The sequence below is a fragment of the Pseudomonas rhodesiae genome (assembly GCF_007858255.1).
GTDB lineage: Bacteria > Pseudomonadota > Gammaproteobacteria > Pseudomonadales > Pseudomonadaceae > Aquipseudomonas > Aquipseudomonas rhodesiae.
In genome coordinates this window covers 33,164-50,870 of record NZ_VFEU01000010.1, presented here as the reverse complement: position 1 = coordinate 50,870, position 17,707 = coordinate 33,164, and the positions used below count along the sequence as shown (strand labels likewise).

Here is a 17,707-nt window from a genome sequence, read left to right as displayed (position 1 = left end):
CTTATTTTTATTAGGTTTGGCGCTTTTTATTCTTGTTATGCCATAGAGATAGCAGAAGCCGTGCCAACTTTTAAAATGTCTTTAAAATCAATGAGTTGATTTTTTTGTAGGAAATGACCGGGGGCAAATACGACAAAATATGTTCCCGTGTTACTCGATGTGTAGGGCTTGGGTAACACATTGTCACAGGCGTGCTACTCACACAGCGTTACGCGCCTTGGCCACCCGCGAACCGCTGGGGCGCCCCAGCACCTGACTGATCTGCCGGCCTGCGAGGATCAAGGCGTCCAAGTCGACCCCGGTGTGAATGCCCAGGCCATTGAGCAGGTACAGCACGTCTTCGGTCGCGACGTTACCGCTGGCGCCCTTGGCATACGGGCAGCCGCCAAGCCCGGCAATAGAGCTGTCGAACACCTGGATGCCTTCCAGCAGCCCGGCGTACACGTTGGCGATGGCCTGGCCATAGGTGTCGTGGAAATGCCCGGCCAACTTGTCCCGTGGCACCTGCGCGCCGACCACTTCAAACAGGCGGCGGGTGGCGCCCGCCGTGCCGGTGCCGATAGTGTCGCCCAACGACACTTCATAACAGCCCATGGCATACAACTCCCGCGCCACTACCGCCACCTGTTCGGCGGCGATCTCGCCTTCATAGGGGCAGCCCAATACACAGGACACATAGCCGCGCACACTGACTCCGTGTTGCTGGGCTGCGGCCATGATGGGCGCGAAACGTTCCAGGCTTTCGCTGATGGAACAGTTGATATTGCGCTGGGAAAATGCCTCGGACGCGGCCGCGAACACCGCCACTTCCTTGACCCCGGCGGCCAGCGCGTCTTCGAAACCGCGCAGGTTCGGTGCCAATGCGCCATAGGTCACGCCGGGTTTGCGCTGGATCTGGGCGAACACCTCGGCGGAGCCGGCCATTTGCGGCACCCACTTGGGCGAAACAAAACTGCCGACTTCGATATAGCTCAAGCCGGCGGCGCTGAGGGCGTCGACCAATTGAACCTTGTCCGCGACGCTGATGGGGTTGGCTTCGTTCTGCAAACCGTCGCGCGGGCCGACTTCAACCAGGCGGACGTGGGAGGGGAGGGTCATGGCGGTCACCTTCTGATCAATCGCCGGCTTGGCGCATGGTTTGGGCCAGGGCCTGGGTGCAACGCTCTTCGGCGGTGTCCAGTTCCAGCTTCATCTGTTCGATATCCAGCAGTTGCTGTTCCAACTGCTCACGGCGCTCGGCGATCTTGGCCAGCATGCTGTTGAGCTGGATGTGGTTGCCGCTGCTGGGGTCATAGAGTTCGATCAATTCGCGGCACTCGGCCAGGGAAAAGCCGATGCGCTTGCCGCGCAGGATCAGCTTGAGGCTGACCTTGTCCCGCGCGCTGTAAATGCGCTCCTGGCCACGCCGCTCAGGGGCCAGCAGGCCCTGTTCTTCATAGAAACGAATGGCGCGGGTGGTGATATCCAGCTCGCGGGCGAGGTCGGAAATACTGTAGGTAGTGCTCATGGCGGCGCTCAAGAAAGTTCTGGCGCTAAGCTAAAGGTAGGTTGACGTGAACGTCAAGGTCCGCTGCGCGGACCATCGGGGGCGAGCCCCCTCCCACAAAGGGCTCCTTGGTAGTCCATTGCACGGGAGGGGCGCTCAAGCTTGTTGTTTGTCGAGCTTCTTTTCGTGGGCGGTGACTTGTTGGCACAGCTCGATCATCTGCTCGCGCATCCAGCGGTTGGCCGGGTCTTGGTCGGTGCTTTCGTGCCAGTACAAGTGGGTTTCCACCGGCGGTACGTCGTTGACCGGCAAGTTGAACCAGTGCAGTTCATGGCGTCGGGCAAAGCGCTCGGGCACGGTCATCACCATGTCGGTCTGCTGCAGCACTTGCGAGGCCATCAGGTAATGCTGGGAGCGCAGGGCGATCTTGCGCTGGATGCCCATTTTGCCCAGCGCCAGGTCGACGTGGCCCAGACCATTGCGACGGCTGGAGATATGGATATGGGTCAGCGACAGGTAGTCGTCCAAGGTGAATTTGTCCTTGCCCGCCATCGGGTGGCCCTTGCGCATGGCGCAGACGTAGCGGTCCTCCATCAGCTTGACGTGACGTACCTGCGGGTCGGTATTGAGCGGCGCGTCCACGGCAAAGTCCAGGCGCCCGGCGGCCAGTTCCTTGGTGGTTTCGCGGCGCTTGGACAGGAAACTCTCGATCACCACCGTGGGCGCCAGGCGGCGCAGGCGCTGGAACAGCGGCGGCAGGATCACCGCCTCGGTAAGGTCGGTCATGCTGATGCGGTAGGTTTTGGCCGCCTGTTGCGGGTTGAAGATGCGGCTTTCCTGCACCGACACCCGCAGCAGCGACAGCGCGTTGCGCACCGGGCCGATGATGTTCTGCGCCATCGGCGTGGGCACCATGCCTTGGGCGGTGCGCACGAACAGCGGGTCGTTGAAGGTCTCGCGCAGGCGGGCCAGAGCGTTGGACACCGCCGGTTGGGTGATGCCGACAATCTGCCCGGCGCGGGTCAGGTTGGCTTCGGTGTAGATCGCGTCAAAGACGATGAAGAGGTTGAGGTCGACCTTGCTCAGATTCATTTCGTTGCGCTCTTATTGTTAGGTGTTCATACGCCGATCATATATCGGTGATGAATGTTAATACACGCCGAGAATAGGCTAGGTAAATTATCAACGCTGTTCTAGCATCGATTGCATGACCTAAACAACCTCTCCAAGAAGGGAGCTGCTCATGGATTTCGCCTATTCGCCCAAGGTTCAGGAACTGCGTGAACGCGTCACTGCGTTCATGGACGCTTACGTTTACCCCGCCGAGCCGGTGTTTGAACGCCAGGTCAGCGAAGGCGACCGTTGGCAGCCCACTGCGATCATGGAAGAGCTCAAAGCCAAGGCTAAAGCCGAGGGCCTGTGGAATTTGTTCTTGCCCGAGTCCGAACTGGGCGCTGGCCTGACCAACCTCGAATACGCGCCCCTGGCGGAAATCATGGGCCGTTCGCTGCTGGGGCCGGAGCCGTTCAACTGCTCGGCGCCGGATACCGGCAATATGGAAGTGCTGGTGCGCTACGCCAATGCCGAACAGAAACAGCGCTGGCTCGAACCACTGCTGCGCGGCGAGATCCGCTCGGCATTCGCCATGACCGAACCGGACGTGGCTTCCTCGGACGCCACCAACATGGCCGCCCGCGCCGAACGCCAGGGCGACGAGTGGGTGATCAACGGCAAGAAATGGTGGACTTCCGGCGCCTGCGATCCACGCTGCAAGATCCTGATCTTTATGGGCCTGAGCAACCCCGATGCGCCGCGTCACCAGCAGCACTCGATGATCCTGGTGCCGGTGGACACCCCCGGGGTGAAAATCCTGCGGCCGCTGCCGGTGTTCGGTTACGACGACGCGCCCCACGGCCATGCCGAAGTGCTGTTCGACAACGTGCGCGTACCTTATGAAAACGTGTTGTTGGGCGAAGGGCGTGGCTTCGAGATTGCCCAGGGGCGCCTTGGCCCGGGCCGTATCCACCACTGCATGCGCTCGATCGGCATGGCCGAGCGCGCGCTGGAACTGATGTGCAAGCGCTCGGTCAGCCGTACCGCATTCGGCAAACCGTTGGCGCGGTTGGGCGGCAATATCGACAAGATCGCCGACTCACGCATGGAAATCGACATGGCGCGCCTGCTGACCCTGAAGGCGGCGTACATGATGGACACCGTGGGTAACAAAGTGGCGAAAAGCGAAATCGCCCAGATCAAAGTGGTGGCGCCGAACGTCGCCCTGAAGGTGATCGACCGCGCGATCCAGATCCACGGCGGTGCCGGGGTGTCCAACGACTTCCCCTTGGCCTACATGTACGCCATGCAGCGCACCCTGCGCCTGGCCGACGGCCCGGACGAAGTGCACCGCGCGGCGATCGGCAAGTTCGAGATCGGCAAGTACGTGCCTCGGGAGTTGATGCGCGGCGGGCAGTAACACCGCAGCGCCTGCATCGGGGGCAAGCCCCCTCCCACCTGTGATTGTGTTTCAGTGTGGGAGGGGGCTTGCCCCCGATAAGGCCAGTGCCAGCAACCCAACACCCAAGCCTCAATACACCCACACCTCCACCCGCCGATTCTTGATCCGCCCCTCATCCGCCGTATTCGCCGCTACCGGCATCTGCGCCCCGAACCCACGGATATCGCGCAGCACCACGCCGCTGCGAACCAGCTCGCGCCGCACCGCCATGGCACGCAGCTTGGACAGCAATGCTGCGCGTTGCGGGTCATTCTTGGCGTCGCCAAAGCCCACCAGCGTGACCTGCTTATTGAGCTTGTCGTGACTTTTCAGGTACGCCACCACCCGTTGCAGGTCCTGGCGTGCCTTGTTGTCGAGGCTGGCGCTGCCTTCTTCGAAGCGAAAATTCACGCTCAAACGCTGGGCGTCGCGGGCTATTGCCTGGTAGTCGTCGGGCATCGTGGGGCGCGGTGTCACGGCCATGGCTTGCACCTGCTGCGCGATAAAGCCGTTGGCCGCCACGATCGCCTGGCCCTTGGGGCTCTGGGTAAAGTCCACCAGCGCATCGGCCCAGGGGTTGCGGTTCGACGGTGGCAAGTAAAAGTACAAACGGCGTGACAGCGGGTAATCCTCGGTGGCGATCAGGCTGTTCAACGGCAGCATCGGTTGCGAGTCACCGTCGACAACCGCCACCGCCTTGGCCTGGCGCACGTAGGGCAGGCCGATAAAGCCGATGCCTTGGGGATCGCCGCTGACCGCGTCGGACAACTGCTCGCTGGATTCGAAACGCTGGGCGCTCGCCACCAACGGCTTACCGCGCAGGCGCAGCACCAGCTCTTTGAAGGTGTCGTAGGTGCCCGACTGATCATCCCGCGCATACACATGGATCGGCCCGCCGACCCCGCCCAACGCCTCCCAGGTGCTGATCTCGCCGTTGAAGATCTGCGCCAGTTGCACGGTGTTCAACGTCGTTAGCGGGTTGCGTGGGTTAAGGATGATGGCCAGGCCATCGATGGCGATCACCTGTTCGGCGTCTGGGCTTTTCAGGTCGCCCAGGGGTTCGAGGTCCACCAGTTCGCTGTCCTTGATGGGTCGGGACGAGGCGGCCAAGTCCGCGCTGGTTTTTTTAAGCGCTGCAAAACCGGTGCTGGAACCATGGGCCGCCACCTCGACGGTCACCGTCTTGCCTTGGCGCGTTTTGCCGACGATCCGCTGTTCATTGGCTCCGTCGGCCGGCTCGCTGTGTACGTCTTGCAAACCCTGCTGCGCCATCAACCCCTTGACCAGTGCCGGGCCCAATGCCGCGCCAATGGTGTTGGAACCTTGGATGCGCAACGCCGGACCATGATCGGGGGCGGGCAGGGGGACGGCCACGGCGGCGAGGGGCAATAGGCAACACAACAGGAACAGAACGCGCAGCGTCATGCCGGCACCTTCTCAAGCCAAAGGGAGTGCCGCGAGATTAAGTCAGTCAGGTTGCATAAATATGACTGACTGACGGCCACGCCCAGATCTGATCGAGCCCCGACAACCCGTCAGCTCAATTCAAGCCAGATCGGCGCATGGTCCGAAGGCTTTTCCAAACCACGCAATTCATAATCCACCCCCGCATCCTTGACCCGATGCAGCAAGCCCGTGGACGCCATGATCACGTCGATGCGCAGGCCGCGCTTGGGCTCATCTTCAAAGCCGCGGCTGCGGTAGTCGAACCAGCTGAAACGGTCGGTCACGTCCGGGTTCAGGTGCCGGAAACTGTCCACCAGGCCCCAGTTTTTCAGGCGCGCCATCCACTCGCGCTCCTCGGGCAGAAAGCTGCATTTGCCGGTCTTGAGCCAACGTTTGGCGTTGTCGGCGCCGATGCCGATGTCGCAGTCTTCCGGGGAAATATTCACGTCGCCCATCACCACCAGTGCCTGGTCGTTGCTGAACTGGCTTTCCAGCAATTGCTGCAGGTCTTCGTAGAAGCGCTGCTTGGCCGGAAATTTGGTGGGGTGGTCGCGGCTTTCGCCTTGGGGGAAGTAGCCATTCATGATGGTGACCGGCTGGCCGTTCTCGTCGGCAAAGGTGCCCCAGATAAAGCGGCGCTGGGCGTCTTCTTCATCGCTGGCAAAGCCTTTATGCACGCTCAACGCTGGCTGACGCGAGAGCAGGGCCACGCCGTAGTGGCCTTTCTGCCCGTGGTAATACACGTGATAGCCAAGGGCTTGCACTTCGGCGAGAGGGAACTGGTCGTCGTGGACCTTGGTTTCCTGCAGGCCGATCACATCCGGTTGATGCTTTTCAATCAGCGCCGCCAACTGATGAGGGCGGGCGCGCAGCCCGTTGATATTGAAGGAGACGATTTTCATGGTCGGCAGTCCGGTCTTGGCAAAAAGGGCGATGCTAGCCGACAAGTCAGACGGGGGCCAGCGTGGCGGTAGGGCAGATGCGCTGCTAATGTCTGGGAACGACTGGAGCTGCGTAGGTTCGTACCCATAAGAACGCCATCCTTTGAGTGGCGCCCACTGAGATTGACTGTATGCCTGAGACTTCGACTGCCATCGCCGACATCCGTGTGCTCAACAGCGGCTATTCCCGCGAAGCCCGTTCCCTGTTGTACCAGGCTTACCGCCACGAACCGACATTCGCCTATATCTTTGAGGCCGAGCGTCCAGGTTATGAACAGCGGGTGCGCGCCACCGTGCGTGAGCTGGTCAAGCAGCACTTCTTCCAGAAGCTGCCGGCCATTGGCCTGTTTGTGAATGACCGTCTGATCGGCATCGCGCTGATCGCGCCGCCGCAACGGCGCCTGGGAATCACCGAGAGCTGGGCCTGGCAATTGCGCATGTGGCTGAGCACCGGGGTGCGCGGCACGCGGCGTTATCTGGATTATCACCATGCCGTGCTGGCGTGCTTGCCCAGTGAGTCGGTGCATATGCTGCCGCTGTTGGGGATTCATCCGCAGTTCCAGGGCAAGCATTACGGTGAGCAGTTGTTGCAGGCGGTGCATAACTGGTGCGCCGAAGACCCGCATTCGTCCGGCGTGGTGCTCGACACGGGCAATTCGCGTTACCTGGAGTTTTATAAACGCCAAGGTTATGAGGAAATCGGTGAAGTGGCAGTGGGGCCGGTGTTGGAGCATGTTTTTTTTCATCCCAACCCTCAGGTATTGCAGGCCGCCACGGCGTGATGCAGATTTTTTCAGAACTTTCCGAGTTCTACGTTTCTCGCCCGCTCGTGTAGCATCCGCGCCTATGAAGTTTCCAGGAAGATTCACCAGCAGCTTGATTCTGCTGTTTACAAGCTGCGGCGCGCTGGCGCAAAGCGAATTGGACGTGCGCATCAAACCCGCCAACGACGCGTTGAAAGCCAATATCGAGGGCTATATCGGCGGCGTGGGCGACCGCGATGAAGAGGCCCTGCTGCGGTTCAGCCGTGGCGCCGAGGAGCAGGCGCGCAAAGCCGCCCAGGCGCTGGGCTTTTATCAACCGCGCATCGACAGCGACGTGCAGGGAGGCAAGAACCCGCGCCTGATCCTCAACATCGACCCTGGCGAACCGGTGCACTTGCGTGATGTGACCATTCGGGTCGAGGGCCCGGCGGCGAACCTCAAAGCGTTTCGCGTACCCGCCAGCGACGACCTTAAATCCGGCGCCATCCTCAACCACGGCCATTACGAAGACGCCAAGCGTTTGATCCAGAACCAGGCCTCGCGCTACGGTTTTTTCAGCGGGCGCTTTACCCGGCAGACACTCGCGGTGGACCCCCAGGCCGGCGTCGCCGATATCGAACTGGTGTATGACAGCGGCCCGCGTTACACCCTCGGCAAGGTCAGTTTCGCCGGCGATACGCCGTTCGACGAAGACCTGCTGCACCGCATGGTGCCGTTCAAAAGCGGCGACCCCTACGACTCCGAGCTTATTGCCGAACTCAACCAGAACTTGCAGGCCAGCGGGTTTTTCGAAGGCGTGCGCGTGGATGCCGCGCCCGCCGCCGCCACCAATGACGTGATCCCGGTGGCCGTGCAGTTGGACACACGCAAGCCGCGCACCATGGGCCTGGGCCTGGGTTACTCCACCGACGTCGGCCCGCGCGGCAAAGCCAACTGGACGCGACATTGGGTCAACCCTCAGGGCCATAGCTATGGCTGGGAAGCCGAGCTGTCGGCGCCGCGGCAGAACGTCGGCCTGTGGTACGACATTCCCCTCGACCCGCCGCTCACCGACAAACTGCGCTTCGCCGGCGGCTACCAGAACGAAGAAATCGCCAACACCGACACCCTGAGTAAATTGCTCACCCTCGGCCCGGAATGGCACAGCAAGCTGCCCAGCGGCTGGACGCGGGTGATCTCGCTCAAATGGCAGCGCGAAGAGTACCGCCTGGGTGACGATTCGGGTCTGAGCAACCTGTTGATGCCGGGCGTCAGTTATTCCTACCTGCGCAGTGACAATCGCATCGACCCGCACCATGGCTATCGCCTGCAATTGGACACCAAGGTGGCCAAGGAAGGGCTGGGTTCAGACACCAATTTGCTGTACGGCACGGCGATGGTCAAAGGCCTGACCACCCTGTGGGACAACCATCGCTTCCTCGCCCGTGCCCAAGTGGGCGGCAGTGCCACCAATGGCTATAAATCAGTGCCGCCGTCGCTGCGTTTTTTTGCCGGTGGCGACCAAAGCGTGCGCGGCTACGAGTACCAGACGTTGTCCCCCGAAAACGACCGCGGCGATCGCATCGGTGGGCGCTACATGGTGGCGCTGAGTGCCGAGTATCAATATTCCATCGCCGAAAAATGGCGGATCGCGACCTTTATCGACCAGGGCAACTCCTTCAACAATCTGGAGCTGCCCAGCCTGAAGACCGGCGTCGGCGTCGGCATCCGCTGGGTCTCGCCGGTCGGGCCGATTCGTCTGGACCTGGCCCATGCCCTGGAAGATCCGGGCGGCGTTCGTTTGCACTTTTCCATGGGGCCTGAGTTGTGATGCGTGGGGTGAAAATAGCCGGGCTGGCCGTGGTGGCCGTCCTCGCCATAGGGGTGCTGACGGGCTGGGCGATACTCAGCACCCAGGCCGGCAGCCGTTGGGCGCTGGCGCGTGTGCCGGGGTTGAGCGTGGAGAATTTCCAGGGCCGTTTGGGCGGCCAATGGCGCGCCGACCATCTGCTCTGGGAGCAGGGCAGCAGCCGCGTCGAACTCCAGGCGCCGACGTTTGCCTGGTCGCCGGCTTGCTTGCTGCGCATGACCTTGTGCATCGACCGACTGGAGGTGGAACAGGTCAGCCTGCAATTTCCCCCCAGTGGCGACGAGAGCAGCGGGCCGATCCAACTGCCGGACTTGAAACTACCGGTAGCCCTGCAATTGGGCGAGGTTCGCGTCGGTCGCCTGTTGTTCAACGGCAGCGAGGAGCTCAAGGGCCTGCAACTGGCGGCGCACTGGACGGCGGCGGGCATGCAGATCGACGCCGTGCACCTGCAGCGCGACGATCTGGTACTGGACCTGAGCGGCTTGTTGCAGCCCAGCGGTGATTGGCCGTTGACCGCCAGCGGCAACCTGAGCCTGCCTTACGCACCCGGCGGTGCGCCGTGGACAGTGGCGCTGAAGGTCGACGGCGATCTGCTCAAAACCCTCAAACTCGACGCCGACAGCAGCGGCTACCTGCCGGCCAAACTCAGCGGCGAACTGCAACCCCTGGCGGAAAACCTGCCCGCCCAATTACACATCACCGCCGATGGCTTCAAGCCCAGCGCTGATTTGCCCGACACCCTGCAGCTCAATCAACTGGACCTTACCGCCAAGGGCGACTTGAGCCGTGGCTACCAACTGCAAGGCAAGGCGGTGTTGCCGGCGGAAAAAGGCCCGGTCGATCTGTTGCTGCAAGGCAAGGTAGACGCCAAAGGCGCGCAGATCGCCGGCCTGGACGTAAATGCCGGCGACAAACAAAGCCTGAAACTCAGCGCCAACCTGGACTGGCAGCAAGGCTTCAGCGCCGATGCCAAAATCGCCTGGCTGGATTTCCCGTGGCATCGCCTGTACCCGGTGATCGACGAGCCCCAGGTGACGTTGCGTACCTTCAATGGCGAGGTTGCTTATAAAGATGGTAATTACCTCGGCAACCTCACGGCCGACCTCGATGGCCCGGCCGGTCCGTTCTCGGTGGTCACGCCGTTCAGCGGCGACCTTACGCAGGTGTTCCTGCCGGAGCTGAAACTGAGCGCCGGTCAGGGCAAGGCCGAAGGTCACTTGAACCTGCAATTCGCCGATGGCATCGCCTGGGACACTGCGCTGGACCTGTCGGCGCTGAACCCGGCGTACTGGGTGGCGGAGTTGCCCGGCACCCTGGCCGGCCCGCTACGCAGCAAGGGCGAATTCAAGAACGAGCAGCTCAAACTCAACGCCGACCTCGACCTCAAAGGCCGCCTGCGCGGGCAAACCGCCGTGCTGGCGGCCAAGGCCGATGGCGCCGGCGAGCAGTGGACCCTGGCCAATCTCGACTTGCGCCTGGGCGACAACCGCATCCAGGGCAGCGGCAGCCTGCAGCAGCGTCTGGCCGGGCAGATCGATATCAAGCTCGCACGCCTGGCCCAGTTGTGGCCGCAGTTGCGCGGTCAAATCAACGGCCGGCTCGACGTGGCGGGTACGCTCAAGGCGCCCCAGGGCAAGCTCGGCCTCAAGGGCCAGCAACTGGCGTTCGCCGACAACCGCCTGCAAGCCCTCAGCCTCGATGCCAGGTTGGATAGCGCCCAGCGCGCGAAAATCGACCTCAAGGGCAGCGGTATCCAAAGCGGTGACACCCAGGTCGGCACGCTTACCGCCAGCGCCCAGGGCGACATCCGCCAGCAAAAGGTCCAGCTCGACCTGGCCGGGCCCCTGGTCAAATTGGCTCTGGCCCTGGACGGTACTCTAGATAAGGGCAACTGGCGCGGGCGTCTGGCCAGCGGCGATGTGCAGGCCGGTGGCCAGGACTGGCGGCTGCAGTCCCCGGCCAAAATCGAACGCCTGGCCGATGGCCGACTGACATTTGCGGCGCACTGCTGGGTCTCCGGAGCATCGAGCCTGTGCGGCGAAGACCAGCGGCTGATGCCCGAGCCGAAGTTGCGCTACCACCTCAAGCAGTTCCCCATCGACAGCCTGGCGGCGTTTTTGCCCAAGGATTTCGCCTGGCAGGGCCGACTCAATGCCGACCTGCAACTGGACCTGCCCGCCAGTGGCCCCAAAGGGGTGGTGTCGGTGGATGCCAGCGGTGGCACCTTGCGCGTCAAGGAGAAGGCCCAGTGGTTGGACTTTCCCTACGACACCCTTAAGCTGGAAACCACTCTCAACCCCCGGCGCATCGACACGCAGCTGAACTTCCATGGCGGCAAACTCGGTGAGTTGCTGTTGCAGGCGCAGATCAATCCATTGCCGAAAAACAAGCCGATCACCGGCCAGTTCAGCCTCATGGGGCTGGATCTGGCCGTGGCGCGGCCATTCGTGCCGATGGTGGAAAAACTCAGCGGCAAGCTCAACGGCAACGGCCGCATCAGCGGTGGCCTGCTGGCACCGCAGGTCAACGGCAGCGTCAACCTGGTGGGCGGCGAAGTGTCCGGGCCCGAACTGCCCATCAGCCTCGAAGGGCTGAATGTGCAGGCGCTGATCGCCGGTGAAAGTGTGCAGTTGAATGGCGGCTGGCGCAGCGGTAAAGCCGGGCAGGGCAGCCTCAAGGGGCAGATCGACTGGGGCCAGGCCCTGGCGGTGGACCTGCACCTGCAAGGCGCGCAACTGCCGGTCACCGTCGAACCCTATGCCGAGCTGGAAGTGGCGCCCGACTTGACGATCAGCCTCAAGAACGACCGGCTGGCCATCGCCGGCAAAGTGCAGATTCCGCGCGGCGATATCACCGTGCGTGAACTGCCGCCGTCGACGGTCACGGTGTCGGATGACACGGTGATCATTGGCAGCCAGACCGAGGAGGGCAAGCCGCCGATGGCCATGGCCATGGATATCGACGTGGTGGTGGGTGAAGACCGGCTGAATTTCTCCGGCTTTGGTCTGACCGCCAAGGTGCAGGGCCAGGTACATATCGGCGATAACCTGGACACTCGGGGCGAGCTATGGCTCAACGACGGCCGCTACCGCGCCTATGGGCAGAAGCTCGACGTGCGGCGTGCACGCCTACTGTTCGCCGGGCCGCTGGACCAGCCGTACCTGGACATCGAGGCGATCCGCAAGACCGACGACGTGACCGCCGGTATTCGCCTGAGCGGTAGCGCCGAGCAGCCTACGACGCAGATCTTCTCGGAACCGGCCATGAGCCAGGAACAGGCGCTGTCCTATCTGGTGCTGGGGCGTCCGCTGAGCACCACCGGCGAAGACAACAATATGCTCGCCCAAGCCGCCCTGGGCCTGGGCCTGATGGGTAGCGCCGGGGTGACCTCGGACATCGCCAACAAGCTCGGCATCCGCGACTTCGACCTCGACACCCAAGGCAGCGGCAACAACACCGCCGTGGTCGCCAGCGGCAAAATCACCGAGAAACTCAGCCTGCGCTATGGGGTTGGGGTATTCGAACCGGCCAACACCATCGCCTTGCGCTACCTGCTGAGCAAAAAGGTCTACCTGGAAGTGGCCAGCGGCGTGGCCAGTTCCTTGGATATCTTCTACAAGCGCGATTTCTAAACCCAACGGGGATAGAAATGTGAGAGGGAGCTTGCTGTGGTGAGCGGTTTTTCTGTAGTGAGCGGGCTTGCCCCGCGCTGGGCTGCGAAGCAGACCCAAACCCAGGCGCCTCGGTGTATCAGCTAAAACCACATCGCGTGGAATGGGGCCGCTTCGCAGCCCAGCGCGGGGCAAGCCCGCTCACCACGGCAAGCCCGCTCACCACAGCAAGCACCCTCACACATTAAGTCTGTCTTTCACCCACCCATCGCCAAACTACCAAGCAACCTAACTATTCCATTTGACTTTCGCTGCCTAGGCAGTAATATCTCGTCACACATTCACTGCCTAGGCAGTAATAAGGTGACTTTCTATGCCGCACTTCACCCCTGACAACTTCCACAACTGCCACCTTGGCCTGTTGCTGGGCCGCGCCGCGATTCTCAAGGACCGCATCATCGACACCCATATGGAACCCCACGGCATCACCGCCGCGCAGTTCAAGGTGTTGATCATCATGGCCCAGTTCGGTGTCGACACCCCGGCGGAGCTATGCCGCAACCTGTCCCTGGACAGCGGCTCGATGACGCGCATGCTCGATCGCCTGGAGCAGAAAGGCTTGCTGTGCCGGCAGCGCTCCGAACAGGACCGGCGCCAGGTGCAACTGGTCCTCACCGCCGACGGCCAGCGCTTGGCGGACATGCTGCCGCACATCGGCGCCGCTGCGCTGAATCAGCTGGCTGGTGTGCTCGAACCTGGCGAGCTGGAAACCCTGGAAAGCATCCTCAAGAAAATTCTGATAGCCGCAGGTGACCCCATCACCCTGCAGCGGGTAGGTAAAGCATGAACACACGCGCCCTATGCCTGGTGCTCATGGCCATGAGCATGGCCGGCTGCGCCAACTACAGCGGCCTCGACACCCAGGGCCAGCGCCTCGATGCCAATACGTTGCAAACCGGCAAGTCCTTGAGTGGGGTGACCCTCTCCAGCGCTGCCTGGCCGAGCGCCGATTGGTGGAAAAGCCTCGGCGACCCGCAGCTCGACGGCCTGATCAACGAAGCCCTGCAAAACAGCCCGGATATGCAAGTAGCCAGCGCCCGTGCGCATCAGGCTCAAGCGGCTGCCTACGCCGCCGACGCCGCGCGCATGCCGACCCTGGATGCCAGCGCCGGTGTGAGCCGTTCGCGCCTGGCCAAAGACCAGGACCCGCGCGGGGAGGGCGATGCCTACTCGACGGTGCGCAACATCGGCGCCAGCTTCAATTACACCTTTGACCTCTGGGGCGGCCAGCGCGCCGCCTGGGAGGCCGCGTTGGGCCAGGCGCGTGCCGCCCAAGTCGATCAACAGGCCGCGCGCCTGACCCTGGCCGCCGATGTGGCCAAGGCCTACAGCGATCTGGGCCAGGCCCACATCGTGCGTGACCTCGCTGAAGAAGACCTCAAGCGCACCCGGCAGATGCTCGAACTGAGCCAGCGTCGCCTGGATTCGGGCATCGACAGCCACTACCAGTACCAGCAAACCGAAAGCCTGGCGGCGAGTTCCGAGTCGCAGTTGATCGATGCGCAAAAACAACTGCAGAGCGCCAAGATCGCCCTGGCGGTGTTGCTCGGTAAAGGCCCGGACCGTGGCGGAGAACTGGCACGCCCGGCCGTGCTCAAGCCCGCCGCTGTGGCGGTGCCTGCGGTGCTGCCCGCCGAGCTGCTGGGCCGGCGCCCCGATCTGATCGCCGCGCGCTGGCGCGTGGAGGCGGCGGGTCGCAATATCGATGCGAGCAAAACCCGCTTCTACCCCAACCTCAATCTCAGCGCCAGCGCCGGCGCCGAGTCGTTGCTGGGCGATGCCATGTTCGGTTCGGCCAGCCGCTTCTTCAATATTGCGCCGACGGTCTCGTTGCCGATCTTCGACGGCGGCCGCCTGCGTGCCGACCTTGACGCCCGCGACGCTGACTACGACCTGGCCGTGGCGCAATACAACAAAACCCTGGTGCAAGCCCTGGGCGATATCGGCAACACCTTGTCGCAACTGCGCGACACCGGTCGGCAGATCCAGGCCCAGCAACACGCTACGGACATTGCCCAGCAGTCCTACGACACGGTGGTCCAGCGCTACGGCTCCGGCATCGGCAGCTACCTGGACGTGCTCAGCATCGAGCAGCAACTGCTGCAGGCCCAGCGTCAGCTGGCGACCCTCAATGCCGGGCAAATCACCCTGTCGATCCAATTGATGCAGGCCCTGGGCGGCGGTTACAGCGCCAGTAATGTCGCGTCGACCACCCCTGCCACCCGCACGGAATAATTCGAGGTATTTGTTATGGCCACTGCCGAACACTCCAACGCCACACCGCAACCGAACACCAACAACAACCCGCGCAAGCGCAAAGTCATGCTGATCGGCCTCGCCTTGATCGTCATCCTGGGCGTGGTCGGCGTGTGGGGTTGGTACGAACTGTACGGGCGCTTCAATGAAAGCACCGACGATGCCTATGTGAATGGCAACGTGGTGGAAATCACCCCGCTGGTCACCGGCACCGTGGTTAGCATCGGCGCCGATGATGGCGACCTGGTGCATGCCGGCCAGGTGCTGGTCAATTTCGACCCGAACGACGCCGCTGTCGGCCTGCAAAGTGCCCAGGCCAATTTGGCGCGCACCGTGCGCCAGGTACGTGGCTTGTACAGCAACGTCGACGGCATGAAAGCCCAGGTCAATGCGCAGAAAGCCGATGTGCAGACTGCTCAGGACAACTACAACCGCCGTAAGACCCTGGCCCAGGGCGGGGCGATTTCCCAGGAAGAACTGTCCCACGCCCGTGACAGCCTGACCGCAGCCAAGAACGCCCTGACCAACCTTGAACAGCAACTCAAAACCACCAACGCCCTGGTGGACGACACGGTGATCAGCTCGCACCCCGACGTGCAGGCCGCCGCCGCGCAACTGCGCCAGGCTTACCTGACCAACGCGCGCAGCACCTTGATCGCGCCGGTCACCGGCTACGTGGCCAAGCGCAGCGTGCAATTGGGCCAGCGCGTGCAACCAGGCACGGCGTTGATGGCGGTGATCCCACTGGACCAGCTGTGGATCGACGCCAACTTCAAGGAAACCCAACTGCGCGATATGCGCATCGGCCAGCCGGTGGACATTGAGTCGGACATCTACGGCAGCGACGTTAAATACAGCGGCACCGTCGACAGCCTCGGCGCCGGAACCGGCAGTGCATTCGCCTTGCTGCCGGCGCAGAACGCCACCGGTAACTGGATCAAAATCGTGCAGCGTGTTCCGGTACGCATCCACATCAACGCCGAAGAACTGGCCAAGCACCCGCTGCGCGTGGGCTTGAGCACGGTGGTCAATGTCGACCTGCATGACCAGAGCGGCCCGGTGCTGGCGCAACAACCGCCGCAGAAGGCGTCGTTCACCACCACGGTGTATGACCAGCAACTGGCCGAGGCCGATGCCATGATCACGCAACTGATCCATGCCAACAGCGTCGCCTCTCCCAAGGCTGCGCAACGCTGATGAGCAAGGAAGCCTCGTTCACGCCGCCCAGCCTGTTGATGTCCACTATTGGCCTGTCGCTGGCGACCTTTATGCAGGTGCTCGATACCACCATCGCCAACGTGGCGTTGCCGACTATCTCCGGCAACCTGGGCGTGAGTTCGGAGCAGGGCACCTGGGTGATCACCTCGTTTGCGGTGAGCAACGCAATTGCCTTGCCGCTCACCGGCTGGTTGAGCCGGCGCTTTGGCGAGGTGAAGCTGTTCCTGTGGGCGACCATGTTGTTTGTATTGGCGTCGTTCCTCTGCGGGATTTCCACCTCGATGCCCGAATTGATCGGGTTTCGGGTACTGCAAGGCTTGGTGGCCGGGCCGTTGTACCCGATGACCCAGACGCTGCTGATCGCGGTGTACCCGCCGGCCAAGCGCGGCATGGCCCTGGCGCTGCTGGCGATGGTCACGGTGGTGGCGCCGATTGCCGGGCCGATCCTCGGCGGTTGGATCACTGACAGTTACAGCTGGCCGTGGATCTTCTTTATCAACGTGCCCATCGGCATCTTTGCGGTGATGGTGGTGCGCTCGCAGTTGAAGAAACGTCCGGTGCACACCAGTTACCAACCCATGGATTACGTCGGGTTGCTCAGCTTGATCGTCGGGGTCGGTGCGTTGCAGATCATCCTCGACAAGGGCAATGACCTGGATTGGTTCGAATCCAATTTCATCATTATCGGCGCGGCGATCTCGGCGATTGCCCTGGCGGTGTTTGTGATCTGGGAAATGACCGACGAGCATCCGGTGGTCAACCTGCGGCTGTTCGCTTACCGTAACTTCCGCATCGGCACCATCGTGTTGATCCTCGGCTATGCCGGTTTCTTCGGCATCAACCTGATCCTGCCGCAGTGGTTGCAGACCCAGATGGGCTACACCGCCACCTGGGCCGGGCTGGCGGTGGCGCCGATCGGTATTCTGCCGGTGCTGATGTCGCCGTTCGTGGGCAAGTACGCGCACAAGTTCGACTTGCGTCTGCTTGCGGGCCTGGCGTTCCTGGCGATTGGCCTGAGCTGCTTTATGCGCGCGGGCTTCACCAATGAAGTGGACTTTACCCATATCGCCCTGGTGCAACTGTTTATGGGGATCGGCGTGGCATTGTTCTTTATGCCGACCCTGAGCATCCTGATGTCCGACCTGCCTCCGCAGCAGATCGCCGACGGTGCCGGGCTCGCCACGTTCCTGCGTACCCTGGGCGGTAGCTTTGCGGCGTCGCTGACCACTTGGATCTGGATCCGCCGCGCCGACCAGCACCATGCGTACATGAGCGAAAGCATGACGCCCTATGACTCGGCCACCCGCGATGCTCTGCAGGCGCTGGGCGGAGCGGGGCAGAAAGCTTATACGCAGTTGGATCACATCCTCACCAGCCAGGCGTACATGATGTCCACCGTGGACTATTTCACGTTGCTGGGCTGGATGTTCATGGCGTTGATGTTGCTGGTGTGGCTGGCCAAGCCGCCGTTTGGTGCCAAGGCAGGGCCGGAAGCGTCCGGCCACTGATTGGCAAAGACTCAAATGCAATCAATTGTGGGAGGGGGCTTGCCCCCCACATTTTGATCTCTATCAGTGGGTTT

13 protein-coding genes are annotated in these 17,707 nt (G+C 62.4%); 8 read left to right on the top strand and 5 right to left on the bottom strand.

Annotated elements, in window-relative coordinates; all coding sequences use genetic code 11:
- Positions 1 to 198 precede the first annotated feature (198 nt).
- The 3 genes from FIV35_RS16235 to FIV35_RS16225 all read right to left on the bottom strand — a co-directional run bounded on the left by FIV35_RS16235 (position 199) and on the right by FIV35_RS16225 (position 2,578).
- Positions 199 to 1,098 carry a hydroxymethylglutaryl-CoA lyase gene (locus FIV35_RS16235; RefSeq protein WP_034098805.1) on the bottom strand — a complete coding sequence of 300 codons (900 nt, stop codon included), beginning with the start codon at positions 1,096 to 1,098 and terminating at the stop codon, positions 199 to 201.
- A 16-nt stretch (positions 1,099 to 1,114) separates the two neighbouring features.
- Positions 1,115 to 1,507, bottom strand: coding sequence for a MerR family transcriptional regulator (locus FIV35_RS16230; RefSeq protein WP_034098804.1), 393 nt, complete (start codon positions 1,505 to 1,507; stop codon positions 1,115 to 1,117).
- Positions 1,508 to 1,642: 135 nt separating this feature from the next.
- On the bottom strand, positions 1,643 to 2,578 hold the full coding sequence (locus FIV35_RS16225) for a LysR family transcriptional regulator (protein ID WP_034098802.1): 936 nt from the start codon (positions 2,576 to 2,578) through the stop codon (positions 1,643 to 1,645).
- A 151-nt stretch (positions 2,579 to 2,729) separates the two neighbouring features.
- Here FIV35_RS16225 and FIV35_RS16220 point away from each other — a divergent pair, with 151 nt between their 5' ends.
- Complete coding sequence (locus tag FIV35_RS16220) at positions 2,730 to 3,959, top strand: acyl-CoA dehydrogenase (RefSeq protein ID WP_034114234.1); 1,230 nt, start codon at positions 2,730 to 2,732, stop codon at positions 3,957 to 3,959.
- A 111-nt stretch (positions 3,960 to 4,070) separates the two neighbouring features.
- On the opposite strand, the gene FIV35_RS16215 is transcribed toward FIV35_RS16220, so the two are convergent.
- Both FIV35_RS16215 and xthA read right to left on the bottom strand, forming a co-directional pair.
- Positions 4,071 to 5,405 carry a substrate-binding domain-containing protein gene (locus FIV35_RS16215; protein WP_034138621.1) on the bottom strand — a complete coding sequence of 445 codons (1,335 nt, stop codon included), beginning with the start codon at positions 5,403 to 5,405 and terminating at the stop codon, positions 4,071 to 4,073.
- Between the two features lie 110 nt (positions 5,406 to 5,515).
- Entirely contained in the window at positions 5,516 to 6,328 is an 813-nt protein-coding gene (gene xthA / locus FIV35_RS16210) for an exodeoxyribonuclease III (RefSeq protein WP_034138620.1), read from the bottom strand.
- A 170-nt stretch (positions 6,329 to 6,498) separates the two neighbouring features.
- Here xthA and FIV35_RS16205 point away from each other — a divergent pair, with 170 nt between their 5' ends.
- The 7 genes from FIV35_RS16205 (at position 6,499) to FIV35_RS16175 (ending at position 17,633) form a co-directional block, all read left to right on the top strand.
- Entirely contained in the window at positions 6,499 to 7,149 is a 651-nt protein-coding gene (locus FIV35_RS16205) for a GNAT family N-acetyltransferase (RefSeq protein WP_034098795.1), read from the top strand.
- A gap of 64 nt (positions 7,150 to 7,213) precedes the next feature.
- Positions 7,214 to 8,941 carry an autotransporter assembly complex protein TamA gene (locus FIV35_RS16200; RefSeq protein WP_034138619.1) on the top strand — a complete coding sequence of 576 codons (1,728 nt, stop codon included), beginning with the start codon at positions 7,214 to 7,216 and terminating at the stop codon, positions 8,939 to 8,941.
- Positions 8,941 to 12,612 carry a translocation/assembly module TamB domain-containing protein gene (locus FIV35_RS16195; protein ID WP_034138618.1) on the top strand — a complete coding sequence of 1,224 codons (3,672 nt, stop codon included), beginning with the start codon at positions 8,941 to 8,943 and terminating at the stop codon, positions 12,610 to 12,612. Before FIV35_RS16200 ends, FIV35_RS16195 begins: the two co-directional genes overlap by 1 nt.
- A gap of 352 nt (positions 12,613 to 12,964) precedes the next feature.
- A complete protein-coding gene (locus FIV35_RS16190) occupies positions 12,965 to 13,438 on the top strand; it encodes a MarR family winged helix-turn-helix transcriptional regulator (protein ID WP_034138617.1) in 474 nt (157 codons plus the stop codon).
- Positions 13,435 to 14,886, top strand: coding sequence for an efflux transporter outer membrane subunit (locus FIV35_RS16185; RefSeq protein WP_034098788.1), 1,452 nt, complete (start codon positions 13,435 to 13,437; stop codon positions 14,884 to 14,886). The genes FIV35_RS16190 and FIV35_RS16185 overlap by 4 nt, the downstream gene beginning before the upstream one ends.
- Positions 14,887 to 14,901: 15 nt before the next feature.
- Positions 14,902 to 16,104: an HlyD/EmrA/EmrK family protein gene (locus tag FIV35_RS16180; protein WP_034138616.1), complete on the top strand. Its 1,203-nt coding sequence runs from the start codon at positions 14,902 to 14,904 to the stop codon at positions 16,102 to 16,104.
- Entirely contained in the window at positions 16,104 to 17,633 is a 1,530-nt protein-coding gene (locus FIV35_RS16175; RefSeq protein WP_034138615.1) for a DHA2 family efflux MFS transporter permease subunit, read from the top strand. Before FIV35_RS16180 ends, FIV35_RS16175 begins: the two co-directional genes overlap by 1 nt.
- Positions 17,634 to 17,707: the final 74 nt, after the last annotated feature.

Excerpts from the sequence above, each read along its gene's own strand:
- FIV35_RS16235 (WP_034098805.1), bottom strand. The coding sequence starts at position 1,098 with ATGACCCTCCCCTCCCACGTCCGCCTGGTTGAAGTCGGCCCGCGCGAC.
- FIV35_RS16230 (WP_034098804.1), bottom strand. The coding sequence starts at position 1,507 with ATGAGCACTACCTACAGTATTTCCGACCTCGCCCGCGAGCTGGATATC.
- FIV35_RS16225 (WP_034098802.1), bottom strand. The coding sequence starts at position 2,578 with ATGAATCTGAGCAAGGTCGACCTCAACCTCTTCATCGTCTTTGACGCG.
- FIV35_RS16220 (WP_034114234.1), top strand. The coding sequence starts at position 2,730 with ATGGATTTCGCCTATTCGCCCAAGGTTCAGGAACTGCGTGAACGCGTC.
- FIV35_RS16215 (WP_034138621.1), bottom strand. The coding sequence starts at position 5,405 with ATGACGCTGCGCGTTCTGTTCCTGTTGTGTTGCCTATTGCCCCTCGCC.
- xthA (WP_034138620.1), bottom strand. The coding sequence starts at position 6,328 with ATGAAAATCGTCTCCTTCAATATCAACGGGCTGCGCGCCCGCCCTCAT.
- FIV35_RS16205 (WP_034098795.1), top strand. The coding sequence starts at position 6,499 with ATGCCTGAGACTTCGACTGCCATCGCCGACATCCGTGTGCTCAACAGC.
- FIV35_RS16200 (WP_034138619.1), top strand. The coding sequence starts at position 7,214 with ATGAAGTTTCCAGGAAGATTCACCAGCAGCTTGATTCTGCTGTTTACA.
- FIV35_RS16195 (WP_034138618.1), top strand. The coding sequence starts at position 8,941 with ATGCGTGGGGTGAAAATAGCCGGGCTGGCCGTGGTGGCCGTCCTCGCC.
- FIV35_RS16190 (WP_034138617.1), top strand. The coding sequence starts at position 12,965 with ATGCCGCACTTCACCCCTGACAACTTCCACAACTGCCACCTTGGCCTG.
- FIV35_RS16185 (WP_034098788.1), top strand. The coding sequence starts at position 13,435 with ATGAACACACGCGCCCTATGCCTGGTGCTCATGGCCATGAGCATGGCC.
- FIV35_RS16180 (WP_034138616.1), top strand. The coding sequence starts at position 14,902 with ATGGCCACTGCCGAACACTCCAACGCCACACCGCAACCGAACACCAAC.
- FIV35_RS16175 (WP_034138615.1), top strand. The coding sequence starts at position 16,104 with ATGAGCAAGGAAGCCTCGTTCACGCCGCCCAGCCTGTTGATGTCCACT.